The sequence below is a fragment of the Bowmanella denitrificans genome, from assembly GCF_002887595.1.
In the GTDB taxonomy this organism is placed as follows: domain Bacteria; phylum Pseudomonadota; class Gammaproteobacteria; order Enterobacterales; family Alteromonadaceae; genus Bowmanella; species Bowmanella denitrificans.
This window is the reverse complement of sequence record NZ_PEBU01000003.1, coordinates 157,906-184,765: the sequence shown is the minus strand read 5'-3', so window position 1 is coordinate 184,765 and position 26,860 is coordinate 157,906. Positions and strand designations below refer to the sequence as shown.

General features: G+C 48.3%; 27 protein-coding genes. 13 read left to right on the top strand and 14 right to left on the bottom strand.

Annotation, left to right across the window (positions count from 1 at the left end; genetic code table 11):
• The first annotated feature begins 60 nt into the window (after positions 1-60).
• The 5 genes from ribBA to CSR04_RS07530 all read left to right on the top strand — a co-directional run bounded on the left by ribBA (position 61) and on the right by CSR04_RS07530 (position 3,626).
• Positions 61-1,167: a bifunctional 3,4-dihydroxy-2-butanone-4-phosphate synthase/GTP cyclohydrolase II gene (gene ribBA, locus CSR04_RS07550; RefSeq protein ID WP_102795662.1), complete on the top strand. Its 1,107-nt coding sequence runs from the start codon at positions 61-63 to the stop codon at positions 1,165-1,167.
• A gap of 110 nt (positions 1,168-1,277) precedes the next feature.
• Positions 1,278-1,751: a 6,7-dimethyl-8-ribityllumazine synthase gene (gene ribH / locus CSR04_RS07545; RefSeq protein WP_102795661.1), complete on the top strand. Its 474-nt coding sequence runs from the start codon at positions 1,278-1,280 to the stop codon at positions 1,749-1,751.
• Between the two features lie 3 nt (positions 1,752-1,754).
• Complete coding sequence (gene nusB, locus CSR04_RS07540; RefSeq protein WP_102795660.1) at positions 1,755-2,177, top strand: transcription antitermination factor NusB; 423 nt, start codon at positions 1,755-1,757, stop codon at positions 2,175-2,177.
• A 5-nt stretch (positions 2,178-2,182) separates the two neighbouring features.
• The gene (thiL, locus tag CSR04_RS07535) at positions 2,183-3,145 is read left to right on the top strand and encodes a thiamine-phosphate kinase (RefSeq protein WP_102795659.1); all 963 of its coding nucleotides are present in this window, start codon (positions 2,183-2,185) and stop codon (positions 3,143-3,145) included.
• A complete protein-coding gene (locus CSR04_RS07530) occupies positions 3,114-3,626 on the top strand; it encodes a phosphatidylglycerophosphatase A family protein (RefSeq protein ID WP_245921452.1) in 513 nt (170 codons plus the stop codon). Before thiL ends, CSR04_RS07530 begins: the two co-directional genes overlap by 32 nt.
• Here CSR04_RS07530 and CSR04_RS24695 read toward each other — a convergent pair.
• The 9 genes from CSR04_RS24695 to xseB all read right to left on the bottom strand — a co-directional run bounded on the left by CSR04_RS24695 (position 3,608) and on the right by xseB (position 13,972).
• The gene (locus CSR04_RS24695; protein WP_146027123.1) at positions 3,608-3,934 is read right to left on the bottom strand and encodes a hypothetical protein; all 327 of its coding nucleotides are present in this window, start codon (positions 3,932-3,934) and stop codon (positions 3,608-3,610) included. The two genes, CSR04_RS07530 and CSR04_RS24695, sit on opposite strands and share 19 nt — an antisense overlap.
• Before the next feature lie 367 nt (positions 3,935-4,301).
• Positions 4,302-7,418 (bottom strand): CHAT domain-containing protein, encoded by a 3,117-nt coding sequence (locus tag CSR04_RS07520; RefSeq protein WP_172449275.1) that lies wholly within the window; start codon positions 7,416-7,418, stop codon positions 4,302-4,304.
• Entirely contained in the window at positions 7,408-7,866 is a 459-nt protein-coding gene (locus CSR04_RS07515; protein WP_102795655.1) for a hypothetical protein, read from the bottom strand. The genes CSR04_RS07520 and CSR04_RS07515 overlap by 11 nt, the downstream gene beginning before the upstream one ends.
• Positions 7,867-7,899: 33 nt before the next feature.
• Complete coding sequence (locus CSR04_RS07510; protein ID WP_102795654.1) at positions 7,900-9,342, bottom strand: peroxidase family protein; 1,443 nt, start codon at positions 9,340-9,342, stop codon at positions 7,900-7,902.
• Positions 9,342-9,995, bottom strand: coding sequence for a hypothetical protein (locus CSR04_RS07505; protein ID WP_102795653.1), 654 nt, complete (start codon positions 9,993-9,995; stop codon positions 9,342-9,344). The genes CSR04_RS07510 and CSR04_RS07505 overlap by 1 nt, the downstream gene beginning before the upstream one ends.
• Positions 9,982-10,695, bottom strand: a complete 714-nt coding sequence (locus CSR04_RS07500; RefSeq protein ID WP_102795652.1) for an RNA polymerase sigma factor — start codon at positions 10,693-10,695, stop codon at positions 9,982-9,984. The genes CSR04_RS07505 and CSR04_RS07500 overlap by 14 nt, the downstream gene beginning before the upstream one ends.
• A gap of 248 nt (positions 10,696-10,943) precedes the next feature.
• Complete coding sequence (gene dxs / locus CSR04_RS07495; protein ID WP_102795651.1) at positions 10,944-12,815, bottom strand: 1-deoxy-D-xylulose-5-phosphate synthase; 1,872 nt, start codon at positions 12,813-12,815, stop codon at positions 10,944-10,946.
• Positions 12,816-12,829: 14 nt separating this feature from the next.
• Positions 12,830-13,723, bottom strand: a complete 894-nt coding sequence (gene ispA / locus CSR04_RS07490; protein WP_102795650.1) for a (2E,6E)-farnesyl diphosphate synthase — start codon at positions 13,721-13,723, stop codon at positions 12,830-12,832.
• Between the two features lie 3 nt (positions 13,724-13,726).
• Positions 13,727-13,972: an exodeoxyribonuclease VII small subunit gene (gene xseB / locus CSR04_RS07485; RefSeq protein WP_102795649.1), complete on the bottom strand. Its 246-nt coding sequence runs from the start codon at positions 13,970-13,972 to the stop codon at positions 13,727-13,729.
• Positions 13,973-14,291: 319 nt separating this feature from the next.
• On the opposite strand from xseB, the gene pomA reads away from it, so the two are divergent.
• The 3 genes from pomA to thiI all read left to right on the top strand — a co-directional run bounded on the left by pomA (position 14,292) and on the right by thiI (position 17,853).
• Complete coding sequence (pomA, locus tag CSR04_RS07480; protein ID WP_102795648.1) at positions 14,292-15,056, top strand: flagellar motor protein PomA; 765 nt, start codon at positions 14,292-14,294, stop codon at positions 15,054-15,056.
• Between the two features lie 5 nt (positions 15,057-15,061).
• Entirely contained in the window at positions 15,062-16,000 is a 939-nt protein-coding gene (locus CSR04_RS07475; RefSeq protein WP_102795647.1) for a flagellar motor protein MotB, read from the top strand.
• Positions 16,001-16,398: 398 nt separating this feature from the next.
• The gene (gene thiI / locus CSR04_RS07470; protein ID WP_102795646.1) at positions 16,399-17,853 is read left to right on the top strand and encodes a tRNA uracil 4-sulfurtransferase ThiI; all 1,455 of its coding nucleotides are present in this window, start codon (positions 16,399-16,401) and stop codon (positions 17,851-17,853) included.
• Between the two features lie 35 nt (positions 17,854-17,888).
• On the opposite strand, the gene CSR04_RS07465 is transcribed toward thiI, so the two are convergent.
• Positions 17,889-18,287, bottom strand: a complete 399-nt coding sequence (locus CSR04_RS07465) for a rhodanese-like domain-containing protein (protein WP_102795645.1) — start codon at positions 18,285-18,287, stop codon at positions 17,889-17,891.
• Positions 18,288-18,391: 104 nt separating this feature from the next.
• On the opposite strand from CSR04_RS07465, the gene CSR04_RS07460 reads away from it, so the two are divergent.
• A complete protein-coding gene (locus tag CSR04_RS07460) occupies positions 18,392-19,360 on the top strand; it encodes a helix-turn-helix domain-containing protein (protein WP_102795644.1) in 969 nt (322 codons plus the stop codon).
• On the opposite strand, the gene CSR04_RS07455 is transcribed toward CSR04_RS07460, so the two are convergent.
• The 4 genes from CSR04_RS07455 to CSR04_RS07440 are packed head-to-tail and all read right to left on the bottom strand — an operon-like array spanning position 19,335 to position 21,881.
• Positions 19,335-20,219: a ketopantoate reductase family protein gene (locus tag CSR04_RS07455; RefSeq protein WP_102795643.1), complete on the bottom strand. Its 885-nt coding sequence runs from the start codon at positions 20,217-20,219 to the stop codon at positions 19,335-19,337. The two genes, CSR04_RS07460 and CSR04_RS07455, sit on opposite strands and share 26 nt — an antisense overlap.
• Positions 20,216-20,602: a VanZ family protein gene (locus CSR04_RS07450; protein WP_146027122.1), complete on the bottom strand. Its 387-nt coding sequence runs from the start codon at positions 20,600-20,602 to the stop codon at positions 20,216-20,218. The genes CSR04_RS07455 and CSR04_RS07450 overlap by 4 nt, the downstream gene beginning before the upstream one ends.
• On the bottom strand, positions 20,595-21,296 hold the full coding sequence (locus CSR04_RS07445; protein WP_102795641.1) for a TIGR01621 family pseudouridine synthase: 702 nt from the start codon (positions 21,294-21,296) through the stop codon (positions 20,595-20,597). Before CSR04_RS07445 ends, CSR04_RS07450 begins: the two co-directional genes overlap by 8 nt.
• A gap of 30 nt (positions 21,297-21,326) precedes the next feature.
• Complete coding sequence (locus CSR04_RS07440; RefSeq protein WP_172449274.1) at positions 21,327-21,881, bottom strand: Hpt domain-containing protein; 555 nt, start codon at positions 21,879-21,881, stop codon at positions 21,327-21,329.
• Between the two features lie 225 nt (positions 21,882-22,106).
• Here CSR04_RS07440 and gshA point away from each other — a divergent pair, with 225 nt between their 5' ends.
• The 4 genes from gshA (at position 22,107) to CSR04_RS07420 (ending at position 26,857) form a co-directional block, all read left to right on the top strand.
• On the top strand, positions 22,107-23,705 hold the full coding sequence (gene gshA / locus CSR04_RS07435) for a glutamate--cysteine ligase (protein WP_425427683.1): 1,599 nt from the start codon (positions 22,107-22,109) through the stop codon (positions 23,703-23,705).
• Between the two features lie 127 nt (positions 23,706-23,832).
• Positions 23,833-24,456 carry a transglycosylase SLT domain-containing protein gene (locus tag CSR04_RS07430; RefSeq protein WP_172449273.1) on the top strand — a complete coding sequence of 208 codons (624 nt, stop codon included), beginning with the start codon at positions 23,833-23,835 and terminating at the stop codon, positions 24,454-24,456.
• Between the two features lie 118 nt (positions 24,457-24,574).
• Positions 24,575-24,790 (top strand): DUF4287 domain-containing protein, encoded by a 216-nt coding sequence (locus tag CSR04_RS07425; protein ID WP_245921450.1) that lies wholly within the window; start codon positions 24,575-24,577, stop codon positions 24,788-24,790.
• Between the two features lie 126 nt (positions 24,791-24,916).
• Positions 24,917-26,857, top strand: a complete 1,941-nt coding sequence (locus CSR04_RS07420) for a sialate O-acetylesterase (RefSeq protein ID WP_102795637.1) — start codon at positions 24,917-24,919, stop codon at positions 26,855-26,857.
• The last annotated feature ends 3 nt before the right edge of the window (positions 26,858-26,860 follow it).

The window sequence follows — 26,860 nt, the reverse complement described above, 5'->3', positions numbered from 1 at the left end:
ATACAACGAGGCTGCCGACAAATCGGTGGCAGATTTACCCTACAAAATTGAGTGGAGACTATGGCACTGAATAGCACCCAGGAACTGATTGACGATATCCGCCAGGGCAAAATGGTGATCCTGATGGACGATGAGGATCGGGAAAATGAAGGTGATCTGATTATGGCGGCGCAGCATGTTACGCCGCAGGCCATTAACTTTATGGTGACCCATGCCCGGGGCCTGGTCTGTTTGCCAATGACGGCGGAGCGTTGTAAACGCCTGAATCTGCCGTTGATGGTGACCAACAACGGTGCACAGTTTTCCACAAATTTTACCGTGTCCATTGAAGCGGCCAGTGGTGTTACCACCGGGATTTCTGCCGCTGATCGCGCGCGCACCGTGTTGGCTGCAGTGGCACCTGATGCTAAAGCCGGTGATATAGTTCAGCCCGGACATATTTTTCCGTTGATTGCCAAAGATGGTGGTGTACTGAATCGGGCTGGACATACCGAAGCCGGGGTTGACCTGGCACGGTTGGCCGGGGCAGAGCCCGCCGCCGTGATTGTCGAGATTCTCAATGACGACGGCAGCATGGCCCGGCGCCCGGAGCTGGAAAAGTTCGCCGAAAAGCACGGCATAAAGATTGGCACTATTGCCGATTTGATTGAGTATCGTAACCTCAACGAAACCACCATTGAAAAGGTGGCGGAGTGCCGCCTGCCGACGGAATTTGGCGAGTTTGACCTGATTACCTATAAAGATGAAATCGACGATCAACTGCATTTTGCCCTGCGCAAAGGCGACATTGCGGGGGATGTGCCAGCACTGGTGCGGGTGCACCTGCATGATACTTTTGGCGATCTGCTGGCGTCCCAGCGCTCATTAGATCGCAGCATGGGCCTGCATCAGGCCATGGCGCGTATCGCCGATGAAGGCGGTGTGCTATTGATTCTGGGTAAGGAAGAATCCAATCAGGATTTGATTGCCAAGGTTCGCCAGTTTGAAGCCGAGGATAAAGGTGAACAAGCGCCTGCACCAGGTTGGACTGGAACATCCCGAACCGTCGGAGTGGGCTGCCAAATTCTAGCGTCTCTTGGGGTGCGTAAGATGCGTTTGTTGAGCAAGCCGAAGAAGTATCATGCATTATCCGGCTTTGGCCTGGAAGTGGTGGAATACGTGAATTAAGCTCAACCTGGATGGAAACCATATTCCATCCAGCCTGCCTGTAATTTTAGCCATTCACCTAAACGGCGGCTGTGGTATCATACGCGCCGTTTTGATTATGGGGATAGAGCATGAATATCATCGAAGGTAACCTGCGCGCCACCGGCAAGAAATTTGCCGTTGTTGTGTCCAGATTCAACAGTTTTGTAGTGGAAAGCCTGGTGGAAGGCGCCCTGGACACGCTGGAGCGGGTAGGTGAGGTCAATGATCAGGATATCACTCTGGTACGGGTGCCTGGTGCTTATGAGCTTCCAGTGGTGGCTAAAAAATTGGCCGAAAAGCAAAAGTTTGATGCCATTATTGCCCTTGGAGCCGTTATTCGCGGTGGTACCCCACATTTTGATTTCGTGGCTGGTGAATGTAACAAAGGCCTGGCGCAGGTATCGTTAGAATTTGGTATTCCTGTAGCCTTTGGCGTTATCACTACCGACAGTATTGAACAGGCCATTGAGCGTTCAGGTACCAAGGCGGGTAACAAAGGTGCTGAAGCGGCGATGGGCGCACTGGAAATGGTCAATGTCATCGACCAGATCGAAGGAGTCTGAGCGGTGAAACCATCTTCCCGTCGTAAGGCTAGAGAACTGGCGCTGCAAGGCATTTACTCCTGGCAGATGTCAAAAAATTCAGCCCACCAGATTGAACTGCACCTGGCGTCTACCAATGACATGGCCAAGGTAGACCTGGCATTTTTTCAAGAACTGCTGCGCGCCGTAATCAATGACAGCGCCGAGCTGGATGCGAAAATTCGCCCTTACCTGGGGCGTTTGCCAGAAGAGCTGGACCCTGTGGAAAAAGCCATTCTGCGTTTGGCTACCTATGAGCTGGTAAAGCGTGTTGACGTGCCATACAAGGTAGTGATTAACGAAGCCATTGAACTTGCTAAGGCTTTTGGTGCCGAAGAGAGTCATAAATTCGTTAACGGGGTGCTGGACAAAGCGGTTCGTACCCTGCGCAAACACGAGCAAGCCTGATTCCTGTGAAAGAATTCGACATTATTGCCCAGTATTTCAAACCGCGTAGCCATGTGCGCCGGGACGTGCAATTGGGAATAGGGGACGATTGCGCCATTGTCAATGTGCCGCAAAATCAGTCCCTGGCAGTGACCACTGACACCTTAGTCAGTGGTGTGCATTTTCCCGAAAACACCCCCCCCAGGGCTATTGCCCATAAAGCGGTGGCGGTCAATCTCAGCGATTTGGCCGCCATGGGGGCGGAGCCTGCCTGGATTAGCCTGTCACTGGCCATGCCCAATGTGGATGAGCAGTGGCTGGACGAGTTCTCTTTGGGAATGCAGGAACTGACTGAGTATTACTCGGTGCAATTGATCGGTGGTGATACCGTAAAAGGGCCCCTCAGTATTACCCTGACAGCACAGGGCTTTGTGCCTAAAGATCAGGCCTTAACCCGCGCTAAAGCCAAGCCAGGAGACTGGTTGTATGTTACCGGTACCCTGGGAGATGCCGGATTAGGGCTGGATATGCTGCAGGGGAAAATGGATGTACCACCTAAACATCGTAATTTCGTTGCCAACCGTTTGAATTACCCTACCCCTAGAGTACTGGTTGGAACGATGTTAAGGCGCATCGCCAGCAGCTGTATCGATATATCCGATGGCCTGATTGCTGATCTACGGCATATTATGCAGGCATCAAATTGCGGTGCGATATTGCAGGTGGACAAATTGCCCTTGTCAGAGGCCATGCGCGACAGTGTTGCCGGGGAGCAGGCACTGCGTTATGCACTAACCGCCGGTGACGACTACGAACTATTGTTTAGCGTATCCGAAGAGCAGAAAGGCAATCTGGACCTGGCGATGACCACGGCCAGTGTGTCGGTCACCTGTATCGGCCAATTAAACGGTGTGCAGGGGAAACTGGAACTGCGCGATGGCAAGGAGCGTTACGCCTTTGAAGGACAAGGCTATCAGCACTTCAGCTAAATCCAACCCTGTACATTTACTAAGTCTGAAAAATCCTGCCCATTTCCTGGCGCTTGGATTTGGCTCAGGCCTGGCACCCTGGGCACCTGGTACATTTGGCAGTCTTGCCGCCGTGCCGCTGGTTTTACTGGCCGCTTTTAGCGGCAGTGCGCTTTATTTGCTTGTGACCTTGGCGGCTTGCGTGGCAGGCATCTGGATCTGCGGTAAAACCGCCAGGGATATGGGGGTGCACGACCATAGTGCTATCGTCTGGGATGAAGTGGCCGGCATGTTGCTGACCTTTATGCTGGCGCCTGTCAATCTAACCACGCTGGTGGCTGGATTCATTCTATTTCGTCTGTTCGATATTGTTAAACCCTGGCCCATCAGCTATCTGGATAAGCATATTCATGGCGGTCTGGGTATTATGCTGGACGATATACTGGCTGGCATACTGGCCTGCTTAAGTTTGCATGGGCTTATTTATCTGGGCTGGGTGTGACTGGTAAGATTCTGGTGCCGGTTTAGACTTCGGTTGGCCGATTCAAGTTCTGCTAGTGTTTCGTTTATCATCCCCAGTTGTTGGTTCACTGCATCTGACTTCAAAGTCACATTGAAATCCGAAATTACTCTTACTAACAATGAGTTGGTTTGTTCAAATACCCTGGCATAGGACTGTGCAATTTTTATCTGGTCATTAATCAACTTCAGGTCTTCACGGATCTCATCCATTGAACGACTTTGCTCTTGGTTTGATTCCATTAGTTGCATTTGCTGCTGATAGGCCAGATTCAGTTGTCTGTTAATCATTTGAATATGTTGATGAAGATCTTCCCTAACTATGGATTGCGTATTGATACTATGATCATAGGTTCTAGCGCTTATCTGGTTAAACTTACTGTCAATTATGTCAGACAGGTTTTGCTGGAAGTTGGTTAACTCCGGGGTTTCCGTACTGGCTTTGTTTCCATTTATGCTTGTTAATGTTGTGTTTTGATATACATCACCAAGCTGCATGGATAACAGCAGGGCCATTGCAAACTTAAGCCAATTTTCTGTAAGCCTTTCAGCTATAAGCTGCCATAACCCCGGCGTTGCAGGAGCAATCGAATTCATGGTTTTAACTCTGTAGGTTGTACTTTAAAGTAGTGACAGAGAGTGCTTGTTTCTCTCAGGCTTATCTCGCGTAATGTGTATAAGCTGCCCAATAAAATGGATGGCGGTAGCGGGGATTGCTGGCAAATTCTATCTGGGTCTGTTGTAGCGCTTTAGCATAGTCTTTTGAATCACCCAGGTGGCGATAAAAACTGAGCATAAATTCCGCGGAAACTTTATCCGAAATTGGCCACAGCGTAGCGATAACGTTGTTAACGCCGCTGACCAGAAAGCCTCTTGCCATACCTTGCATTCCCTCTGATCTAAAAGTATTACCCAGACCAGACTCACAACCGTTTATTACAACCAAGTCATTTTGAAATGAGTGGCTGTAAAGTTCGGAAAATGTAACAAAACCAGGGTCATAACTCCCCTCATTCCATAAACTCAGTGTAAACCCTACGTTTGTTGGCTGATTCGGATTAAAGTAGCTGTGTGTGGCGATATGCAGAATTCGGGCTTCCCTGACATTTTGACTGAGGAGTTGCTGTCGATTTGCTTGTTCCTGCAAAAACTGCATGGTGTTTTTATCTCTATAAATGTCCTTTAAACCATTGGCTTCATACTTTGACCATTCCAATCGCGGTAGCTTATTCGCCCAGTTCTGTTGTTCTTGCTCTGAACTAGCAACATGGGTTGTTATCGGGGAAGAGAAGATAGCTAGATCCAGAGCATCGCGCTTAATATCGGTGCGCGGAAGAAAATGGCTGGTAGTAGAAGGGATCTGTTTTAGCTTCAATTCATTAATTAGAAGTTTGCCCTGTTTAGTCGGGATTGCCGAAAAAGGAAAGGCACTTAAACTGGGGCTGGTGATGATCAGGGCTTCTGATGCTGTTGACTCAGATACTTCAGCCGGTATCAGGTAAGATGACATCTTCTTAAGAATCGGCCAGGGATTCTGGTCGGGTGAACGAAGTTTTTGTTGTAACCCTGATAGATTGTCCTGATGTTTCTTAATGTCACTCAAGCTTCGATAGATAAAAGAATCATGAGATACAATAAATGCGCCAAGCTCTTGCTGTAACTCTATGTAGGCGAGGACGATTTGCCCTTGGACTAGCTTTTCCTGAATTTCTGTTAATGTCTGGGCGGGTATAAGCTCAGCTGGGCCAACTTCCTGCAGCTTTTCTTTGTTGTTCTGGTACCACATTAATTCCTGTAAAACAGGGGACTGGATAGCTCCGGGCTTATCAAGCTTAAGTAGTCGCTTCTCAATGCTCAGTTCGAGAGAACTGTCTTGTGCGCCGTCGACAGCCATTTTTGCAGCTATGCTGCTTATCTTAGTGAGTCGAGACTCGTCTGTGGTTATATCCTTTACGGCATAAACCTTGCGCATACTGGCTGCCAAAGAGGATTCGTATAGATTAAACGCAATATCAAATTCGCTGTCGGCTAAATGTTGTCCTATTAGCCTATTATAAAAATCGGAAACTTTCTGACTCCAGGCCGGACCTAGTAGTTCAGGATCAAGTTCCTTCCTGATCTTTTCAATATCATCCAGCGCTTGTTCAATATAGGGCAATGCTTGCTGTTGTGACCTTTGCAGCAGCGCTGTCGCTGCCTCCATACTCACTTGGATCTTTAACACCGGGTCTGAAGCACCAGAAGAAAGTACATTTGCTTTTCGAAAATAGTCAGCTGCATCATCCAGCCTGTTTGCTACCAGTGATGCTTTCGCCAGCCATAAATACGCTTTGATCTTGTCTTGAGGTTCCGGTACTTTTTCAAGTAACCCCAACACTTCTTCACGTACTTCTTCAGGATAGATTTCACTATGGTAGTAATCGGTTAAAGCTGTCAGGCGACTCGTATAAGTGGTTGAAAAAGCTCTAGTGCTATCAAGGCAAAGCGCCATATATACATTGGCATTGTGCTTGTCCTCCAGGTAGCGATAGGCATTGCCTAATGCACATAGGCTGTCGGTATACCAACTGGGCATTGAGGACTCAGAGAAAGGAAGCACTTGTAAAAAATAGGTAATGGCCTGCTGATAATTTCCTAACGAATATTCCAGGTTAGCCAGGTTTCGGAATGATAGTGCCCGGCTAAAGCTATTGTCATTATCAATGCTTAATGCCAATGATCGCGAATAGGTCTCGCTAGCACTTTCCAGCATCCAGAGACTTCGTTTAATCCAGGCAATGTTATTCATTACCTGTTGGTTCTTAGTCAGATCAGCCAAAAAATAAGAATGATGGAGCGCTTTATATTCATCTATCAAGGCTGTTCTGAGATGCGAAGTGTGTTTTTCAGCGTAAAATTTCTTAAGCCAGTAATATGCCCTGTTGTCGTAGTATTCTAGTAATACCCTATGTGGTACATATTGCTTTTTTGACTCAAGTTTGAGTAAATATTCTACTTCCTGAAGGTATGCAAATCCCGATGCCAATTTGTTCTGTGATAGGAGTGATTCGGACAACAAGACAATTAAATGTATTCTCTGATATAGCTGTAGTTCCATAGTATTAGTTAGCAAATCCATGGATACACTTTCTGCCAGTGCTGCCTTTTTGAGCTTAAGTACTGCGTCAACATATATGATGCCAATATGTACGGAAACGTCGGGTGAAAGTAAACTTTTTTCTAGCTTTTCGTAGGCAGACATTATCTTTTCAAATTGAGCTGCTGACCAAAGTGTATTGAAGTATGTGAAAAGAAATGCAGAAATGTATTGGCTTTTGTTAGATTGAAGTTTTTTTAATAGATTCTCATAACTGCTTTTTGTCTTATCTGTAAAATTTTCACTTTCCCACTCTTTGGCTAATAAGGCTATCTCTAACAATTCAGGGGAGTTTGATGTGGAAAAAATTATGTCAATAGGCTCATTGTTTTCATTGGCTTCGTTTATATCAGGTAAGTAAACGCAGAGCCTTTTTTTAATATTCTTATAATAGTCAGGGACTATAATGAGTTCTTTTAATGGCGATAAAGATAATGCGCTGATTTCTAATTTTTCGTCATCGTAGTAGAAAGAAGTGAAGAAGGATGCAGATTTGTCTACAATGAGTAACTCATCTGCACCCTTTATGGCATATTCGGTTAGAAAACGTCTATTTTTTAGTTCTGATTGGCAGTCTGCTTCACTCTTTTCAACGCCGACCAATACATAAATCAGTAGCAGAAAAATACTAATTTTCACACAACCAAAGTCCATATTCGCTAACTGACTTAACGTTTCCATTCGAAGTTTTGGATGTTATCTCATTAAGATCTGAATGTATGTCTTTCTGATCAGGATCGCCTTCTTTTGTCAATTCCTTAATGTAGGTCAACATTAGATCCGGAGTGCCGCCACTACCTGATGCTGTCGTCATATATCTAATAAATCTTTTTCCAGATGAACCTTTTCGGTCATCTTTAATGCTCCAATACCATCCTTCCTCAAGATATATTTCACAATAATTCAATATGGCAGACTCGTTCAGGTCATTAGCTTGATCAAAGTGACGATACTTAAGCTTTAGACTGTCGTTTCTATCTCCTTTCATAATGACAAAATAGTCTCCTGCAACAGGATGTTGATAATTTTCTAACGTATCAACAACTTTAAAGTAAACCCAAGATTTTCTGATGTCTGGTTTTGACATACATATCTCCCGCGACTCAATTAGTAAGTTAGATTAAATAATATCTCTCATCTTCTTAATGTTGCTATTTTTTCCATTTGTAACATCTCTTGATTTTTCTAAGATCTTATGGAATGTATCAGCTATTATTATGCTGCATACCGGCCCTAGTTTTTTTACTTTTCTATCAGGAGTTTTAGTATTTTTGTTTGAATTTGAAAAATTAAAATTTGTTTTTCCATTTGGAGTCCTTCTAGTGGAACGAAAGAATGACTCGCATAAAAAGTAATACAGTAATGGCGGGTTATCTAATATTGATTTTTTATCGGGCACATTATCCAATATGTTAATACTTGTTCTAATGCTATTACTGTTTTCTTCCATTTCAATTTTTGGATTTAGTTCTTGTTCTGTTAAAAAGGTGCATAATTCCTTTATTTCTTTGTCGATGTTACTATTTTCAATCTTCAAAATAATGCTCTGGATATCCAACAGTGATTCTTCATTCCCTCTGAGTAAGTTTCGAATGGAAAGGATGTTGTTCGGCCAGGTTGGTCCATTAATTCTTATATTGATGGCAGGGAAGATAAGTTTTGAAAAATTTACATTTTTTGAGGATGCATCAAAGAAAAATAATGCCCAGTCTACCAACACACTAGAAGGGAGCCGATTATAACCATTGAGCCTGCCATTTCCGGTGAAATGGAATAACTCATTCAAAGTTAATTCTCTGTTTTCATTCACTCTATAGCGCTGCTTCACCATTGCATGCCCAAATCTAAACGCTGCCATAGTAAACTCTCTTGGGATTGTATTTTTGAAGAACAACTCTGGCATTTTATTATTGGAACCAAAATAGTACATCCAGATATCTTTGTGTAGAATTTCAAAAAGAAAGTCATTAATCACAATGTTTTGATATGAGCTTATTGTCATTTCTCTGGCGTAAGAAAATTTATCAGTAGCGCTGTTGTAACTACACTTTTCCACAAAACTATTGTGGAGTTTCTGAAACTGAAGATGTAGTTGAGAAATTATTAGGTTCTCGTCATTTCGTTGGTCAGGAATCAACGCTCGCTTTGTGTTGTTATTGCGTAAAAGGTCCGCATCTTTCTGTATTTTTCCATCGTCTGTTACGGATTCTCCTAATTTCAGATTTCCTTTTTCATCTACCAAGCCTGCGTCTTGATGTTCTGCATAGCAGCCGGAAATGTACAGACAAGACAGGTCTAGTTGCAGACTGGTATCATTAAATGTTCCTGATGTTGAGTTGCTACTAGGAAAGGAAGCTAGTGTGCTGGACTGGGTTATATCATGGTCAATAAATTGTCCAAGAAAGGTATATCCAGCAGGGATACTTGATAATCGTTCGAATTGAGCATTGAACATTATCTCCCCAAGGTCGATTAATGTTCCTTTACTTGGTTTGGGGACCGCAGACGAAGTGACGCTTTTCGTGTTTTCAAAATGGGTTTCCGCAAATCCGTGCATTCTCATTATTTCCTCCTATTAAGGTGAAATGACGATTCTTGTGTTATTCCAGATGTTAAGCCTGTGATATTGAGTTGATATTTACCTGCCACCAGAGCTTGTGATGGAATCAAAACAACTATGTCCCCGCTTGCTGAAATTGAAGCCGTTAAAGATGTCTCACTACCAGTGCTGCTACTTTTTATATTGACCAAAAAGTTCTCATCTTCAAAAGAGACTGGTTGCACCACTAATATTAATTGGGTCTTCTTATCACTAAGTTCTATGATTTTCTCAGGCTGGCTGGTAGAGCGCAGCGTACCTAAATGCACCAGTTGATTACTGGCGCTGATGGCAGGAATCTGGGTGCTGCTGTTTGGCCAAAGTAAAGCTGCCAGCAATACACAGGCACAAGCGGTGCCTAAAGAAGCGGATAAAGACGCGCCAATAGGGGTAGTAAATAACCAGCGCCATAAATTAAAACCCTTGTCTGGCTTGACAGTTACCAGCTCAAGTTTGGGCAGGACAGAGGCGAATACGCTGTCCAGCTCAAGTTGTTCAAGTAACTCAGGGTTGTCCATTAAATAGTCCTCAAATTTATCCAGTTCATGCCCGCTAAGCTCACCTCGAACATAGCGAAACCCCATGGCTAGCCAGTCGTCCTGCTCAGTTTGATGCATGTTGTTGTCCTCCTGGCTGGTACCACAGTGCTCCAGAGTAAAAAATGCCGTCATCCCTGACTGGCATAGCTATTGGGTGAGTCGTAGCCTGAATTTCTCTCAGCCAATATTGAGAATTTAGGTAAGGAGGTACAGCAGGTGAGGGGATTTGCATCATTGCCAGCAGTAAAAGCAATAAATGTGACAGCCCAACCTTATCGATATCAAGATTCAGCCGGGTCTGCAGCATTTGCTTTAATCGTTGCCTGGCCCGAAATAATACCCGGTCAAAGTGTGCAGGAGGCAGGTCAAACTGCTCGCAAATTTGTGTTTTGTCACAGCCTTGCACAAAGTATTGAATGAGTAGTTGCTTATCCCGTTCATTGGTCATTTCTGCCATTAGCTGGCGCACGATACTTACTAGCTGTTCCGTGCTTAATTGCTGCTGCAGATCACTACGGACATCAGCAAACACCTGGTCAATATTCTCGTCGGCCTCGGTTTTGCGGCGCTGTTCCTTGCGGTAATGAGTGATTAGCAAGCTGATACCAGTGCTTTTGATATAAGCGCCCAATGCCTTTGGGTTGTCGATGCTGCCGTTTCTGGCCGCATGGATGACGGTGAGGAAGGTATCCTGAGTGAGATCGGCGGCCAGTTCAGGGTCCTGGCAGCGGCTGCGCAAAATAAAGAACAAACGGCGCCAGTACAAACTGACCAGCATCTGTTCAGATCCTTTCTTCCCTGAAGCAATACCGCTTAATAGAGATTCAGGTGAAGTGGAGTCGATGGATAACGGCTCTACATTCACCGAAGGTGTCTTCTATCTTTATATTTATAGAATCAGCCTATGCCAGGTCTTGGCTAAGCGCAAGATCGAAAATTAGCCAACTCGCTGTAATGTCTTGTTTTTCAATAGCATTGTGTAGGAGGGAACGAGATGCCGGACTGGCCGGCATCTGAAGGAAGGGGTTATTCTTGGGTCGTGAGAAAAGCCTGAATCTGGGCTTGTATGCCAGGGCCGTCAATTTGCAGTTCTGCATACATCTCTTCCTGGGTGCCCTGCATAATAAAACTGTCGGGCAGGCCAAGCGTCAGTAAGCGGCTGCTCAATTGCTGGCGATGTAGTGATTCACCCACTGCGCTGCCCGCACCACCTTGAATGGCACCGTCTTCCAATGTGACCAGCAATTTGTGCTGCTGGGCCAGTTGTTTAATCAGCGCATCGTCTAAAGGTTTGACAAAGCGCATATCTGCCACAGTGGCATTGAGTTTTTCTGCTGCCTGTAGTGCGCCAGGCAGCAAAGTGCCAAAGTTAAGAATGGCAATGTCCTGGCCCTCTCGTAACACTTTGCCTTTGCCTAGTTCCAGGGCCTGCATCTGTTCTTGTATTGCCACGCCCATACCTTGGCCACGAGGGTATCTTACTGCCGCAGGACCGTTATGCAGATGGCCGGTATACAGCATCTGGCGGCACTGATCTTCATCTGACGGCGTCATAATCAGCATATTGGGAATGCAGCGCATAAACGGAATATCAAAAGCACCCTGATGGGTAGGGCCATCCGCTCCCACCAGTCCGGCGCGATCAACGGCAAAAAGCACCGGCAGGTTTTGCAGTGCCACATCATGGATCAACTGATCATAGGCTCGCTGCAGGAAGGTGGAATAAATGGCTACCACAGCGTTATAGCCTTCTTTGGCAAGGCCGGCGGCAAAGGTCACCGCATGTTGCTCGGCAATGGCCACATCAAAATATTGCGCAGGATACTGCTGGGAAAACTTCACCATACCCGAGCCTTCACGCATGGCTGGTGTAACGGCCATTAACTTTTCATCTTGGCTGGCCATATCGCATAACCAGTTGCCAAAGATGGCAGAGAAGGTTGGGCCTGATGCTTTGGCTTTAGGCAGACTGTTGTCACTGGGATTAAATTTAGGTACGGCATGGAATTTAATCGGATCTTTTTCCGCTTCTTCGTAGCCTTTACCTTTTTTGGTCACCACATGCAGAATATGCGGGCCACTCATTTGGCGCATATTACGCAGGGTATCCACCATACCGTTCACATCATGGCCGTCGATGGGGCCGATATAATTGAAGCCCAGCTCTTCGAATATGGTACCAGGTACCACCATTCCTTTAATGTGTTCTTCGGCGCGGCTGGCAAACTCCTTGATAGGAGGTACGTTGGAAAGTAGTTTTTTACCGCCGTCGCGAATGGAGTTAAAGAAACGCCCGGTCAGCAGCCTGGCCAGGTGACTGTTAAGGGCTCCGACATTCTCTGAAATCGACATTTCGTTGTCGTTGAGTACAACTAACAAGTCTTTTTTAATATCGCCAGCATGGTTCATCGCCTCAAACGCCATGCCCGCTGTCATAGCACCGTCGCCAATCACCGCAACGGTTTTTCGCCCCAGCCCTTCTTTTTCTGCCGCCACCGCCATGCCTAAAGCGGCGCTGATGGACGTCGAAGAATGGCCGACGGCAAAGGTATCGAATTCACTTTCCGGTGGCCAGGGGAAGGGGTGCAGCCCGCCTTTTTGCCGGATACTGGGCATGCGTTCCCGTCGTCCGGTCAGAATTTTATGCGGATAGGCCTGGTGGCCCACATCCCAAATCAGTCGGTCAAAGGGGGTGTTATACACATAGTGCAGCGCCACGGTTAATTCTACCGTGCCCAATCCGGAGGCAAAATGGCCGCTGCTCTGACTAACACAGGTCAGCAGATATTGGCGCAGCTCCTTGGCCAACTGGCGCAGTTTATCCTGAGGCAGCTCACGTAATTGCTGCGGTGTATCGGCCAGAGCCAGAATGGGGTAATGGGCTAAATCCAGAGTCATGTGCACTTATTATTTTAGTGGTTACGGTCAATGATATATCCGGCGAACGACCGCAAAAGATCCGTATTGTAAGGTAAAGGCTGCAATGCTTGAAGTGCTTGCTGATAAAGTTGCTGTGCAAGCCCTTTGGCTCCGTCCAGACCCAACAGCGCCGGATAAGTACTTTTGTTCAGGAATTGGTCAGAACCCTGACGTTTTCCCAGTGTTTGCGTATCGCCGGTCACATCGAGAATATCGTCTTGCACCTGAAATGCCAGACCAATGGCACCGGCAAATTTCTGTAGTTGCAATCGCTGCTCTGTAGGCACGTCAGCCAAGATGCAGGCCAGCTCTACTGAAGCAGTGAGCAAAGCCCCTGTTTTGCAGCGGTGCAAAATTTCCAGTTGCTGAATATCGATTGGTTTGTCAGTGGCGGCCATATCCAGTGCCTGTCCGCCGCACATGCCCTGATATCCAGACGCTTTGGCCACGGCACTCACCAGGTGGATGCGCCTTTGCTGGCATTCTGCGCTCAGAGGGTAATCGCACAGCAGACTGAAAGCCAGGGTTTGCAGGGCATCGCCAGCCAGTATAGCGGTCGCCTCATCAAACGCGATATGACAAGTGGGTTTACCGCGGCGCAGGTCATCGTTGTCCATAGCGGGCAAGTCATCATGCACCAGGGAATAACTGTGGATACATTCAAGAGCCATCGCGGCCGCATCCAGGTCTTCCTGTCTGACCTTAAGCATACTGCCTGTTGCATATACAAGGGCAGGCCTGACGCGCTTGCCCCCCATCAGCAATGCATACCCCATGGCGTCTTTGAGCCTGGGAGCTAGATCCGGCAATCCCTGAATCTGCGTCTGCAACAGATGGTTGATTCTGGCCTGATACTGGCCGAATTCTTCTAGCCAATCCTGTGACATGTATTATTCGCCAGCGTCATCAAAGGGAAGCAATTCAGCCTGACCTTGTTTTTCCATCAGGATACTGACCTTTTGCTGTGCCTGACTTAGTTTTGACTGGCTGTGCCGGGTAAGTTCTATACCTCGTTCAAACTGGGCTAACGCTTCTTCAAGGGGCAAATCGCCGCCTTCCATTTGCTTGACTATGCTCTCAAGTTCGGCAAGGGATTGTTCGAACGACAAATTTTCAGTTTTCTTTCGGCTTGTCATAGGTGTTTGCTGGCTATTGATTGCCCGTCAAAACAGGTGCTGGCGGGGCTGGGAACTGGCTTCGCACCTTACCCGAGGGGGCAATTATGGTCAATCACTTTTACCCCCGGCAAATTGTTGCTTTAGAAAGATTCTGGTGGGTCGATAAATTGGTGAGCCAAGTCAATAAGTTAAGATTGGCCCCTAGATCAATATAATGATTTCTGAACATTGTCGAATTCGGCGAGTTACGGCAAACTTGTTATGGGAATATGCTTTAGGGCATGTTTATCAGAAAAATAGCTAATCTGGTGATAGTCGCGCATTCGGGGAGGACGGAGTGGATTTAGCAACCCTTATCGGCATGTTGGGTGCCGTTGGTTTTATCATTATGTCCATGATCCTGGGTGGCGACATTATGATGTTTGTCAACGTCCCCTCTATCCTGATCGTATTTGGTGGCTCGCTGTTTGTGGTGATGAGTGCGTATACCATGGGGCAGTTCTTTGGCGCTGGTAAAATCGCCGTCAAAGCCTTTATGTTTAAAATTGAGGCGCCTGAAGAGCTAATCGAAAAGATTGTAGAAATGGCTGATGCCGCCAGAAAAGGCGGTTTTCTGGCCCTGGAAGAAGCAGAAATCAGCAACCCTTTTATGCAAAAAGGTGTAGACATGCTGGTGGACGGTCATGATGTAGATGTCGTGCGCGCCACGTTGGCTAAAGACATCAGTCTGACTTCAGAACGGCATGAATTTGGTGCATCTATCTTTAAAAGCCTGGGGGATATTGCGCCTGCCATGGGCATGATAGGTACATTAATCGGTCTGGTGGCCATGCTATCGAATATGGATGACCCAAAGGCCATCGGCCCTGCCATGGCGGTGGCTTTGCTGACCACTTTATATGGCGCGTTCTTTGCCAACGTAGTGGCTTTGCCTATTTCACAGAAGTTGGGTAACCGTGCTGGCCAGGAAAAACTGAATCAAAGCTTGGTACTAGATGGAATTCTGGGTATTGCCGATGGTCAAAACCCCAGAGTGATTGAAGCGCTGCTGAAAAATTATCTGGCTGCCAGTAAGCGTGCCACGGGCGACACCGAGGAGTAGGGCGAATGGCAACTGAAGAACAGGAATGCCCCAAATGCCCATCCGGGCTACCGGCCTGGATGGCAACTTTTGCCGACCTGATGTCGCTGCTGATGTGCTTTTTTGTTCTGTTGCTGGCCTTCTCAGAAATGGATGTGCTGAAGTTTAAGCAAATTGCCGGCTCGATGAAGTTCGCGTTTGGCGTGCAGAATAAAATTGAAGTTAAGGATATTCCCAAAGGCACTAGCGTAATTGCCATGGAATTCAGACCAGGTCGACCCGATCCCACCCCCATTGAGAATATTCAGCAGCAAACTATTGAAATGACCCAACAAATGTTGGAATTTCAAGCGGGTGACGAGGACTCCGCCGGTGGTCGTCAGAAACAACGCGGTACTCAACGTGGTGGTAAATCACAGCAAACCGCGCAGGAAACCGCCAGTAGCTCGTCCCAGGCCGCTAGTCAGGAACAAACCAACGAGTTGGTAAAGAAAATCGCCCAGCAGATGGAAAAGCAGATTCTTGATGGCGCCATAGAGATGGAATCTCTTGGGCAACAGATTACGATTCGCATCCGTGAGAATGGTGCGTTTTCCGCAGGTTCTGCGTTTCTGCAACCCCAATTTATTCCGGTACTGCGCAAAATTGGCAGCCTACTGGTGGATATTCCGGGTCGCGTTGAAGTATCCGGGCATTCGGATAATCAGAATATTGCCAATGAACTTTATCGCTCCAACTGGGACTTGTCGGCGCAACGCGCCGTTGCTGTAGCTGAAGCCATGCGTGGTGCCGAAGGCTTTGATGAATCCAGAATGACTGTGGTGGGCATGGCTGATAATAAACCGCTGGCACCAAATAATACCGCTGAGGGAAGAAGTCGTAACCGCCGGGTGGAAATCGCCATTAACCAGGGCTCGCCGAAGGAGTCCAAGCCTATTTCCATCGTTGAACCGGAAGGGAGTTAAGTGGTCAGTAAATCAGTCGTCAGTCGTCAGTTGGCATAGCCGGGGCGACCTGAACTGCCAACTGGATAGTAACCACGGATTTTGAAGCTATTGTTGTTGGGCTTAAGCCCAACCCACAGTGGGTCGAAATTGATTTCGACAGCAAAGTTCGGATAAACACAAAGAGTCAGAGTAGATTCCGACAGCAAAACCCAGTCCAAGCGCCGTGGGTCGGACTTGAGTCCGACTGGATGAAGCCGTCAGAACTAAGTGGTCAGTAATCAGTAGTCAGTTAGCAGAAATTCGTTTACAGAAAGCTAGGGCGAGTCAGACTAAACTGCCAACTGCCAACTGCCAACTGCCAACTATGGCCGAGTCTGCTATACTCCGCGCACTTTTGCCCTAGGTTGTACCCGTCGATGAAATTTATTCTTAAGCTGCACCCGGAAATCTCCATCAAGAGCGACTCGGTGCGCCGCCGTTTTACCAAAATCCTTGAATCCAATGTGCGTAATATTTTTAAGCCGTATGAATTCAAAGTGGCGGTGTGGAATAAATGGGACAAGCTGGTGATGGAAGCCAGAACCGAGACGCCCGAGCAGGCTGCTTTGGTGGTGGATCAGCTTAAACGCATTCCGGGTATCGAGCAGTGTCTGCAGGTACGACAAAGTGAATACCAGGATCTGGACGATATTTATCAGCAGGTCAAAGCCGTTTGGCACGACAAGCTCGCTGGTAAAAGCTTTGCGGTCAGGGTTAAGCGTCGCGGCAAACATGAATTCAGTTCGGTGGACGTGGCCCGTTATGTGGGCGGCGGCCTAAATCAGCATTGTGAAACCGGCGGCGTTAATCTTAGCAAGCCCGATGTGATGATAGAGCTGGAAATTGATAAAGAGCATCTGCTGATTATCGATGACAGATTTAAATGTCTGGGCGGTATGCCATTGCCCACCCAGGAAGACGTGGTATCGCTGATTTCTGGTGGCTTTGATTCCGGCGTGGCCAGTTACCAGATGATTCGTCGTGGTGCCCGCACCCATTACTGCTTCTTTAATCTTGGTGGCAGGGAACATGAAATCGGGGTTAAGCAGGTGGCCTGCTACTTATGGAAACAATACAGTACTTCGCACCGGGTTAAGTTTATTGCGGTGGATTTTGAGCCCGTGGTGGCGCAAATTCTGGAACGGGTGGATAACGGCCTGATGGGCGTGGTGCTAAAACGTATGATGATGCGCGCAGCCAGCATTGTCGCGGATAATCTGGATATCTCGACTTTAGTGACAGGCGAGGCATTAGGCCAGGTATCCAGCCAGACCTTATCTAATCTGGCGGTCATTGACCGGGCCACAGAAAAATTGGTGCTACGGCCGCTGATTTGTTGGGACAAGTCAGACATTATCAGTCTGGCCAGACAAATCGGCACCGAAGATTTTGCCAAAGGCATGCCGGAATATTGCGGTGTGATATCCAAAAAGCCCACGGTCAGAGCCATCCTCAGTGAAGTCGAGGAGCAGGAAGCTAAACTGGATGCCGATCTGGTGGACCGTGTGGTCAAAGCATCCAATGTGCTGGATATTCGCCGTATGGCGCAGGAAACTGAAGCCGAAGTTCCGCAGGTGCAAACCAGCGATGCCTTACCCCAGGGGGCAGTGGTACTGGATATCCGCAGCCCCGAGGAGGAGGAGGACAATCCTCTGACGGTGGACGGTCACGAGGTGAAAACTCTACCGTTTTTCCGTCTGGCCAGTCAGTTTGGCGATTTGGATCAAAGCCAGGAGTATTATCTGTATTGCGCCCGCGGAGTGATGAGCCGTATGCAGGCTTTACTGTTGCATGAACAGGGCTATCAGAATGTTAAGGTGTATCGCCCCTGATGCCGGCCTCCCTGGCCGGGCAAGGCTAATATAGGCTATAGGCTGGCGAAGCTGAATTTTTCATCCCGCCAGCCTTCAACACCACCAATCATTATTTTGACCTGAAAGCCAAACCGGGCAATCAGCTCGGCAGCCTTGTCTGCACCGTTACAATGCGGCCCTGCACAGTAAACTACAAATGCTTTGCCAGCACACAGATCCTGTAAAACGGCGGGACTCATCTGTGTTCTGGGCAGATTCATCGCCCCTGGCACATGCTCACGGGCATAGGCATTGGGGCCACGTACATCCAGCAACACAAAGTCAGGTTGTTCCTTTTTCATGGCTTCCTGTACATCGGCGCAATCGGTTTCAAATGCCAGTTTGGCGGCAAAGTGTCGCTGAGCTTCTTGAGGAGCGGCGGCGGGAATACGCATTACTTCAGATGGTGTCATATCATTCTCCTGTTTTTACCCTCACAGCGAGGATATATGCATTAAAACAGGGGCAGCAGTTGCAGAACATTGACCTGTTTAACAAAAAAAGTTAATTTTCAGCCATGAAAAATAGCACAGCACATCACGTTGCTATCTGTGTTTATGACGGCTTATCCATGCTGGAATATGGTGCGGCGGTGGAAATATTTGCCTCCCATGGCCGTGACAGGGGCGACTGGTACCAGACACAAGTGATTGGTACCGATCACAATCGCATCCGCTTAAGTGGCGGTGGCTGGCTGGAAGTGGATAAAATGATTGGCTCCCTGGCTGACTTTGACACTATCCTGATGCCGGGCTGGCGTCATATCGATGCCGAGGTTCCAGAACCACTCATCCAGGCATTGAAACAAGCCAGCGAGGCTGGCAAGCGTTTGGTATCTTTTTGCTCGGGGGCCTTTGTGCTGGCTGCCGCTGGAGTATTGGACGGGAAATGCGCCACTACCCATTGGAAGTATGCCGAGGCTTTTGCCCGTCGTTTCCCGGCTGTGAAGTTGCAGATAAACCGTCTCTATGTGCAGGATGGCAATGTCCACACCTCCGCAGGTAGTGCGGCTTGTCTGGATTTATCGATTCAGCTGATTCGTGAAGATTTTGGTTTAGAGCAAGCCAATCGCACCGCCAGGCGTCTGGTGGTGCCGGGCCATCGGGATGGTGACCAGCAGCAGTTTATCGAATTGCCTGTGCCTAAACGGCGAGGTGAGCTGAGTAAAACCCTTGAATGGGCCATGCAAAATCTGGCAGCGGGATTAACGGTGGAGCGATTGGCGCAGCAGAGCCATATGAGCCGCCGGACCTTTGATCGCAAGTTCAAGCAAAGCTTTGGTCTAAGCGCCAAACAATGGCTTTTAAATGCTCAACTGGAACAGGCCAGATACTGGCTGGAAAGCTCTGACTTACCTGTTGAGTTGGTGGCGCAGCAATGTGGTTTTGCCACTGCTTTATCTTTACGACTGCACTTTGAGAAAAACCTGGGGCTAACCCCCAGCCGCTACCGAAAGCAATTTAATTTGCTGGCCTGCCATGCTTAATTGTCTGCCAAAGTGCCTGATGTTGGGGTAAAGACATACCCTGCTGCGCCGCAGAGCGAACCAGAAAGCCGTTGATATAATCCACCTCCGTTTGCCGCCCATGGGTAAAATCCTGATGCATAGATGAGAAGTTAGCAGCAGTGGCGTGAATCACCTCGGCAACCTTGTCATCCAAATCCTCAGATCCCGGAATGCCAAGGTTTTGCATAAGCTTGGCGGTTTCCTGATTGAGGGCCTGGATCTGCACCTGAAACTCCGCTGATGCCAATTCACCATTACGGATATTGTGCAGGGCAGTAAGGGGATTAATCACCGCGTTAATAGCCAGCTTAGCCCACTGCAAAGGACGAAGGTCCTGGTGCCACTCGCTGGGTGACAACAGGTTGGTGATTAGCTGTTGCACTTGCATCATGGTATCACTGTCAGGCTTTTGTACCCAACTCAGATCGGTCTGCCCGTGGCCGGTTTCCTGTACCCGGATGCCTTGTTTTAGCGCGGCCAGCCGGGTTATGCCCAATGCAACGGGGTGGGCAGGCAAGAGTGCACGGCACTCATGTTCAGTGCCAAGACCGTTATGCAACAATATCAGCGGCTGTGAACTGAGGGACGGCTTGAGGGATTTCAGTGCTGGCAGTATCTGATAGGCCTTGAGTGGCAGTATCAGTAACTCACTGCCACGCAATTGTTCCTGGCTGATTGACGGGGGAGTGAAAGTATCCACTCTGCCATCAACTGACTGAAAATGGATAGTTTGTAATGTAGTATCTCGGCCCATCACTGCATAATCCACCCCCGACCATTGGCAACGGGCCGCCAGCAAGCTGCCGATCGCCCCCTGGCCCAGGATCACTACTTTCATTTACGCTTGCCCATTAGTTTTTGCATCAGCCTGACAAGCAGAATCAACAGGTAACCCAGAGCAATGCCAAGTAAATTGGCCTGTAAATCTTCCCAGCTACTGTGACGATGTGGCACCCAGTGCTGAGACAGTTCACTGAGTACGGCAAACAACACCAGCATGCAAGCCTGCCAGGCAGGGTGATAGCGCAGGCTATACCAGCATAACCAGGTCAGGCCAAGGAAAAAGCTAATGTGGTGCTGTTTGTCATTGCTGCCGTCAACCAGTAAATACTGGGTGGGTAACCATAACATGACGCAGAACACCACCAGTGCCAGCAGCATTAAAATGAAAATCCATGGATGTTTGACGCGCCTTGCGATCTTGCTTCGCCAGCTAGCCATGCATGCCCCCTATATTGGCTAACTGTGGCCATCTAAGTGCCCAGGGCGGAGTAAACTTCTCCACTTCCCGGTTGTATTCCGGGCTGTTAAAGTGTTGTCCTGCCGCTGGCTGGCAGATAAAACTGAAGGCATTGTTTTGGTAGGTAAATCTTAGCGCCAGAGCATGCAGATAGGTGCGATCGGCTGGTGTAGCGCCATAATGTGAGTCGCCCAGTATGGGCGCGCCAAGGCTTTTCATCATTACCCGAATTTGGTGAGTTTTACCTGTGTGTGGCCGTACCACAAAAAGCCGCAAGCCGTTCCCCAGTCCGGCACTGAAAAACTGACTGACCGCTGGTGACAATTTGCTGGTGGATAGCTTCCACTGACCACGCCTGGCTTTTTGCATATCGCCAATCACGGCACCTTGCTTCTTAGCCGGTTTCTTGTCTGACAGGGCAATATAGTATTTTTCCACCTGGCGTTTGGCGAACAGGCCAGACAGCGCTGCTGCTGTGTCAGCATTTTTGGCTATGAGTACCAAGCCTGAGGTGACTTTATCCAATCGGTGCACCGGCCACAACGGACGGCCACCTAATTGTTGGCTAAGCATGGTCACCAGGCCGATGTTCTGGCCTTCCTGATGCATACCAATAGTGGGCGGTTTATGGACGGCGAGGAAATCGGGGTGGTCAAAATGTACGTCTAAGGTCATGCAATGGCCAATGGCAACTTAAGGGAGCCCCTACAGTTGCTGGATGAATTTTATGGCCTGATGGTACTCCAAGTCGCTGATGAGGTCATGTAGCTTACCGCGATTTTCCTCCGTCAAAGACAAGCTGCCCAGTAAACTGTCCAATTTAGACGGAGAGATAAATTCGTTGCTTTGCAGCATAGCGACCAGTGTTTGGTAAGCCAGCGGATCAGCCGTTGCTTCTGTGGTTGCAGCGCTGACCAAAGAGGGACCCGACAGAAGCGCCTGTATCTCTGCCAGGGTCGCATCTAAATCATGGGTAAAGGCAGGGTAATGCTGCATTGCGTCAGCGGATGCCGACTTAAGGCCGTGCTCCAATGTCGAAGCACTTTGATATAAAGGTGTCATGCCCAGATTGCCAGCCACGCCTTTAAGGCTGTGTACCAATTGTCTGGCTTCCTGCCATTGTTTGTCGGTCATCAGTTGCCTGATGTGCTCTGCAGTCAGGCCGTATTGGTTAACAAAACGTTTGAGCATATTGTTCAATAGTTGCTTGTCGCCCCCTAATTGCTGCAAGGCAAACTCCATATCCAGATACTGAGCCATCCGCCCCTCCTGCATTTCGTTCGTCCAATAACTTCTTACACTTAATGTTAACAGGAAATCGGCAAGGTACGAGGCGAATGAAATATCTATGCGCTATTGCCGGTCGCCATTTATCTGGCGTTTCGGCCCTTGTATCGGACAACAACCATTTGTTCGGTTGGCAAGGCTTGAAATAAGATTAATACTACCCATCTATGGGGTCTTGTATCCAAACTAGGATCAATTTTGCAGCAGACAACAATGACTTTTGCCGAGCGCCTGGCCAAACTGAGCCAGGCTGATATTGCTGATTCGCTGAAAGGCGTACTGCGTGGTATAGAAAGGGAAACGCTGAGGATTAATAGCAACGGCAGTATTGCTCAGACGCCTCACCCCAAAGCCTTGGGTTCCGCCTTGTGCCATGAATATATCACCACCGATTTTTCTGAAGCACTGCTGGAGTTTATTACTATACCGCACGCCGACCCCCGCCAGGCGCTGGCGCAGTTGCGTGATATTCACAAATTTGTATTGGAACGTATTGGCGATGAACGACTGTGGCCAATGAGCATGCCCTGTTACATAGAGAGTGAAGACAGTATTCCCATTGCCCAATATGGCAGCTCGAATGTCGGCAAGATGAAAACCTTGTACCGGGTGGGGCTGAAAAACCGCTATGGCAGCATGATGCAAGCCATTGCCGGTGTGCATTTTAATTTTTCCCTGCCGCAGGCATTCTGGGATAAATGGTTACCAGCGGTATCTGCCACAGACGCTGATCAAGATGCTGTATCGGCTGCCTATTTTGACATGATCCGCAATTATCGTCGCTTTTGTTGGTTAATTCCTTATTTGTATGGCGCGTCACCAGCATTGTGTGGCTCCTTTATTAAAGACAATCAGTCCAATCTGCCGTTTGAGCGTTTGCCCACCGGCTCCTATTATCTGCCTTATGCCACGTCACTGCGCATGAGTGATCTGGGTTATACCAACAAGGCCCAATCTGGTCTAAATGTTTGTTATAACCAACTGGACAATTATGTTGCGTCGTTGCGTCAGGCCATTAATACCCCTTCTGCTGATTACGCCAAATTTGCCGGCAAAAAAAATGGGCAATACCAACAGTTAAACAGCAATGTCTTGCAAATCGAAAACGAGCTTTATTCTCCCATCCGGCCCAAACAACCCACACGTAAACTGGAAAAGCCCACGGATGCGTTGGCAGAGCGGGGGGTCAGTTACATTGAGGTGAGGGCGTTGGATGTCAATCCATTCAGTGATGTGGGGATTAGTCTTGAGCAGTTTTATTTTCTTGAAACTTTTCTCGTGTATTGTGCCGTTTGCCCAAGTGCTGAAATGCGTGGAGAAGATTTCGCAGAAACCGAACGAAACCTTCGCACCGTGGTAGTGGAAGGTCGCAAACCTGATCTGATGCTGAGTAATAATGGCCAGAGCCAAACATTGAAAGACTGGGCGCAGGAACTGCTTAAGGGCATGGCAGAGGTGGCAGTGATTTTAGACAGCGTGCAGGGAGGGGATGCTTATCAAAGCGCAGTGCATACTGAACTGGACAAAGTTCTGGACCCTTCTCTGACGCCTTCAGCCAGAATTCTTCAGCATTTAAAAGACACAGGACAAGGTAGCGGCGCCTACGCGCTGGAAATGGCAGAGTATTACAAACAGACGCTGGCGCAGCATCAGTATAGTTATCACAGCGAAGCTGAGCTGGAGCAACTGGTCGCCGATTCATTAGCAGCACAGGCAGAAGGGGAGCGCCAGGATAATGTTTCTTTTGATCAATTCCTGCACGACTATTTTGCAGTGGCTGATAGGACCTGTGCCTGATTGCGCCTCAATCGGGGCTGAAAAAAGACAAAAAAAAGCCTGGCTTCAAAGCCAGGCAACAATTTACAAGGGACACACTCAAACACACAATCATTGAGAGTCACGCTAAAGGAAGAAGTTCAGTCCGATGCAAAAAAAAATTTTATTCCCGTTAATCTGTTGTCTGCCTTTGTTGTTGGCGGGCTGTGCCACCAGTCCACCTAAGGACAGCAGCAATATCTGTGAAATTTTTTACGAAAAACGTGACTGGTACGATGCGGCTTCTGATATGAAGGATAAATGGGGGGTGCCTATTCATGTGCCCATGGCAATGATGTATCAGGAAAGCTCTTTTCGCCACGATGCCTTGCCACCCAGAGACTACGTATTTTTTGGTTTGATCCCCTGGGGAAGAATCAGTTCAGCCTACGGCTACTCTCAAGCTAAAACCCCCACCTGGCAGGACTATGTGCGTGAAACCGGCAACGGTTGGGCGTCGCGGGAAGATTTTGATGATGCCATGGATTTTATGGGCTGGTTTATCAGCAAAACCCACAAGATTAATGGTGTGTCCAAATGGGACGCTTATGCTCAATATCTGAATTATCACGAAGGTTGGGGCGGCTACAAGCGCAAGACCTACAATCAAAAAGCCTGGCTTAAGAAAGTGGCAGGCCGGGTGAAAGAAAGATCGCAGCGCTATGCTGGGCAACTGAAATCCTGTCAGGAAGATTTGGATAAAAGCTGGCTGTGGCGCATGATCTTTGGTTAAGCCTCAATACTCCGGATAGGCAAGTTATACCGTTGCAGTTAAAAAAAGTTGGGCCCATGGTCGATCTATGATGCAGGTAAACGACTGATAGATAGTGTTTAACTGTAAGGAATCGACCGTGACTGACACCAAAGGCCCAGCCTCCTACTTTCCCGCCATTGAAAAGAAATATGGCCAATCTATTCAACACTGGCTGTCATTGTTGGACAGCCTGCAAGGGTTGAAACATATGGAACAGGTAACCTGGCTCAAGGAACAGCATCAAATGGGCCATGGTCATGCCAATGCCTTGGTGGCCTATAAAAGGTCGACAGACTCTGGCTTACGGAATTGAGTATCAATTTGATGAAATCTGTTAATCCCTGAACTGGCGGTTGCCGTACATCGGCAGGTTTCGCATTATCCCCTTGGTACTGGCTTACCCATGGTCAGTTGCTAGAGAAACCAAGGAGATAACTTGATGCGGGTGTTGTTTTTACTGATTGTGGCGCTGGTATGTTGCAGCAAAGACGCCGTCGCACAGCTCAGGCTACCAGCGCTGCTGTCTGATGGCGCGGTGCTTCAGCGGGATAAGTCGTTGCAGATCTGGGGCTGGGCCAGTCCTGAAGAGCGCATCAGTCTGATATTTGAACATCTGCATCTAACCGCCACGGCTGATAGTCAGGGGCGCTGGCAAATTCAATTGCCTGCACAGCAAGCCGGTGGCCCTTACACCTTCAAGTTTGTCGGCCAATCACAACAGATTCAGCTTAACGACCTTTACTTTGGGGATGTCTGGCTGGCATCCGGCCAATCCAACATGGAACTGCCGGTTCGACGGGTGCTGGAAAAATACCCGCAGATGGCAAACCGTAAAAACTTTCCTCTGATCCGCCAGTTTCTGGTACCCAGAGCCTATGATTTTCAGCATCCCCATGATGATTATCCACAGGTGGCATGGCGCACAGCCAGTGTTGAGCATATTCAGGATTTCTCCGCATTAGCCTATTTTTTTGCCGAAGCGCTTACCAAAGCCGTGAATGTACCCATTGGTATCATCAATAGCAGTTATGGCGGCTCGCCGGTGCAAAGCTGGATGAGCGAGCAGGCACTGGCAAATTTTCCCGATGAGATGGCGACTGCCAAATATTTTCGCAACCAGGCTAACATCGACGCACTGGAAGCCGACAATCAGCAAAAGCATCAGCAGTGGCACCAATTGGCTGACCATCAGGATCTGGGCCTGTTGAGTGACCCTGCCTGGTACAGTGCCACGTTGCAGGACAAAGATTGGCCAAGCCTGCATATGCCTGGCTTTTGGCAAGAACAGGGCGAGTCGTTTTCGCATGGCGTATTGTGGTTGCGAAAAAACCTTTATCTGACTCAGCAGCAAGCCAAACAAACCGCCATATTGCGACTGGGCAGTATCACTGATGCGGACCAAACCTATATCAACGGCCAGTTGATCGGCAATACCACCTATCAGTACCCGCCGCGTATTTATCAGGTGCCGGCGGGGCTGCTTAAAGAGGGGGAAAATACTCTGACCATCAGAGTCTTAAGTCATCGCGGACAAGGGGGCCTGGTGCCGGATAAGCCATACGAACTCAGATTAGTGGATGAACGTATCGATTTAAGCGGAGACTGGCATTACCAGATTGGCACTGACATGCCGCCGCTGGCCAATGCTGAGTTTATCGCCTGGAAGCCGCTTGGCTTATTCAATGCCATGCTGGCCCCCGCCACCCGTTTTGCCATTAAAGGAGTGATCTGGTACCAGGGCGAGTCAAACACTGGTGCACCACAGCACTACGCAGACATGTTTATGGCGCTGATCCAGGACTGGCGCTTGAAATGGCAGCAACCCGCTCTGCCTTTTGTGTTTGTTCAGCTTTCGGCCTTAAACCCTTACCAACATGAGCCGGTGCAAAGTAACTGGGCAGCGTTACGTCAGCAGCAATTGCAGTCTCTGGCGCTGGATAATACTGCCATGGCCGTTAGCTTTGATTTAGGTGAATGGAATGATATTCATCCATTGGAAAAAAAGCGGCTGGCACAACGGATGGCCCTGGCAGCCAGGCATCTGACTTATGACGAGGTCGACTTGGTGTATTCCGGTCCACTGTTTTCACATCTAATCCGCAAGAAGAACAGCCTGCTGCTTGCCTTTAACCATATGGGAACTGGGTTGACGGCTAAAGGCCAGACCTTGACCGGCTTCACCCTGGCAGGTAGTGATGGCAGATTTGTTAACGCCAAGGCCAGAATTGACGGACGATATGTCAGATTATGGTCAGATGAGGTTTCAGACCCTGTCGCGGTGCGTTATGGCTGGCAGGATAACCCCCAGGATGCCAACCTGTATAACCTGGAAGGGCTGCCTGCCTCTCCATTTGAGGCAACACTTATGCCCAATAACTAAAGT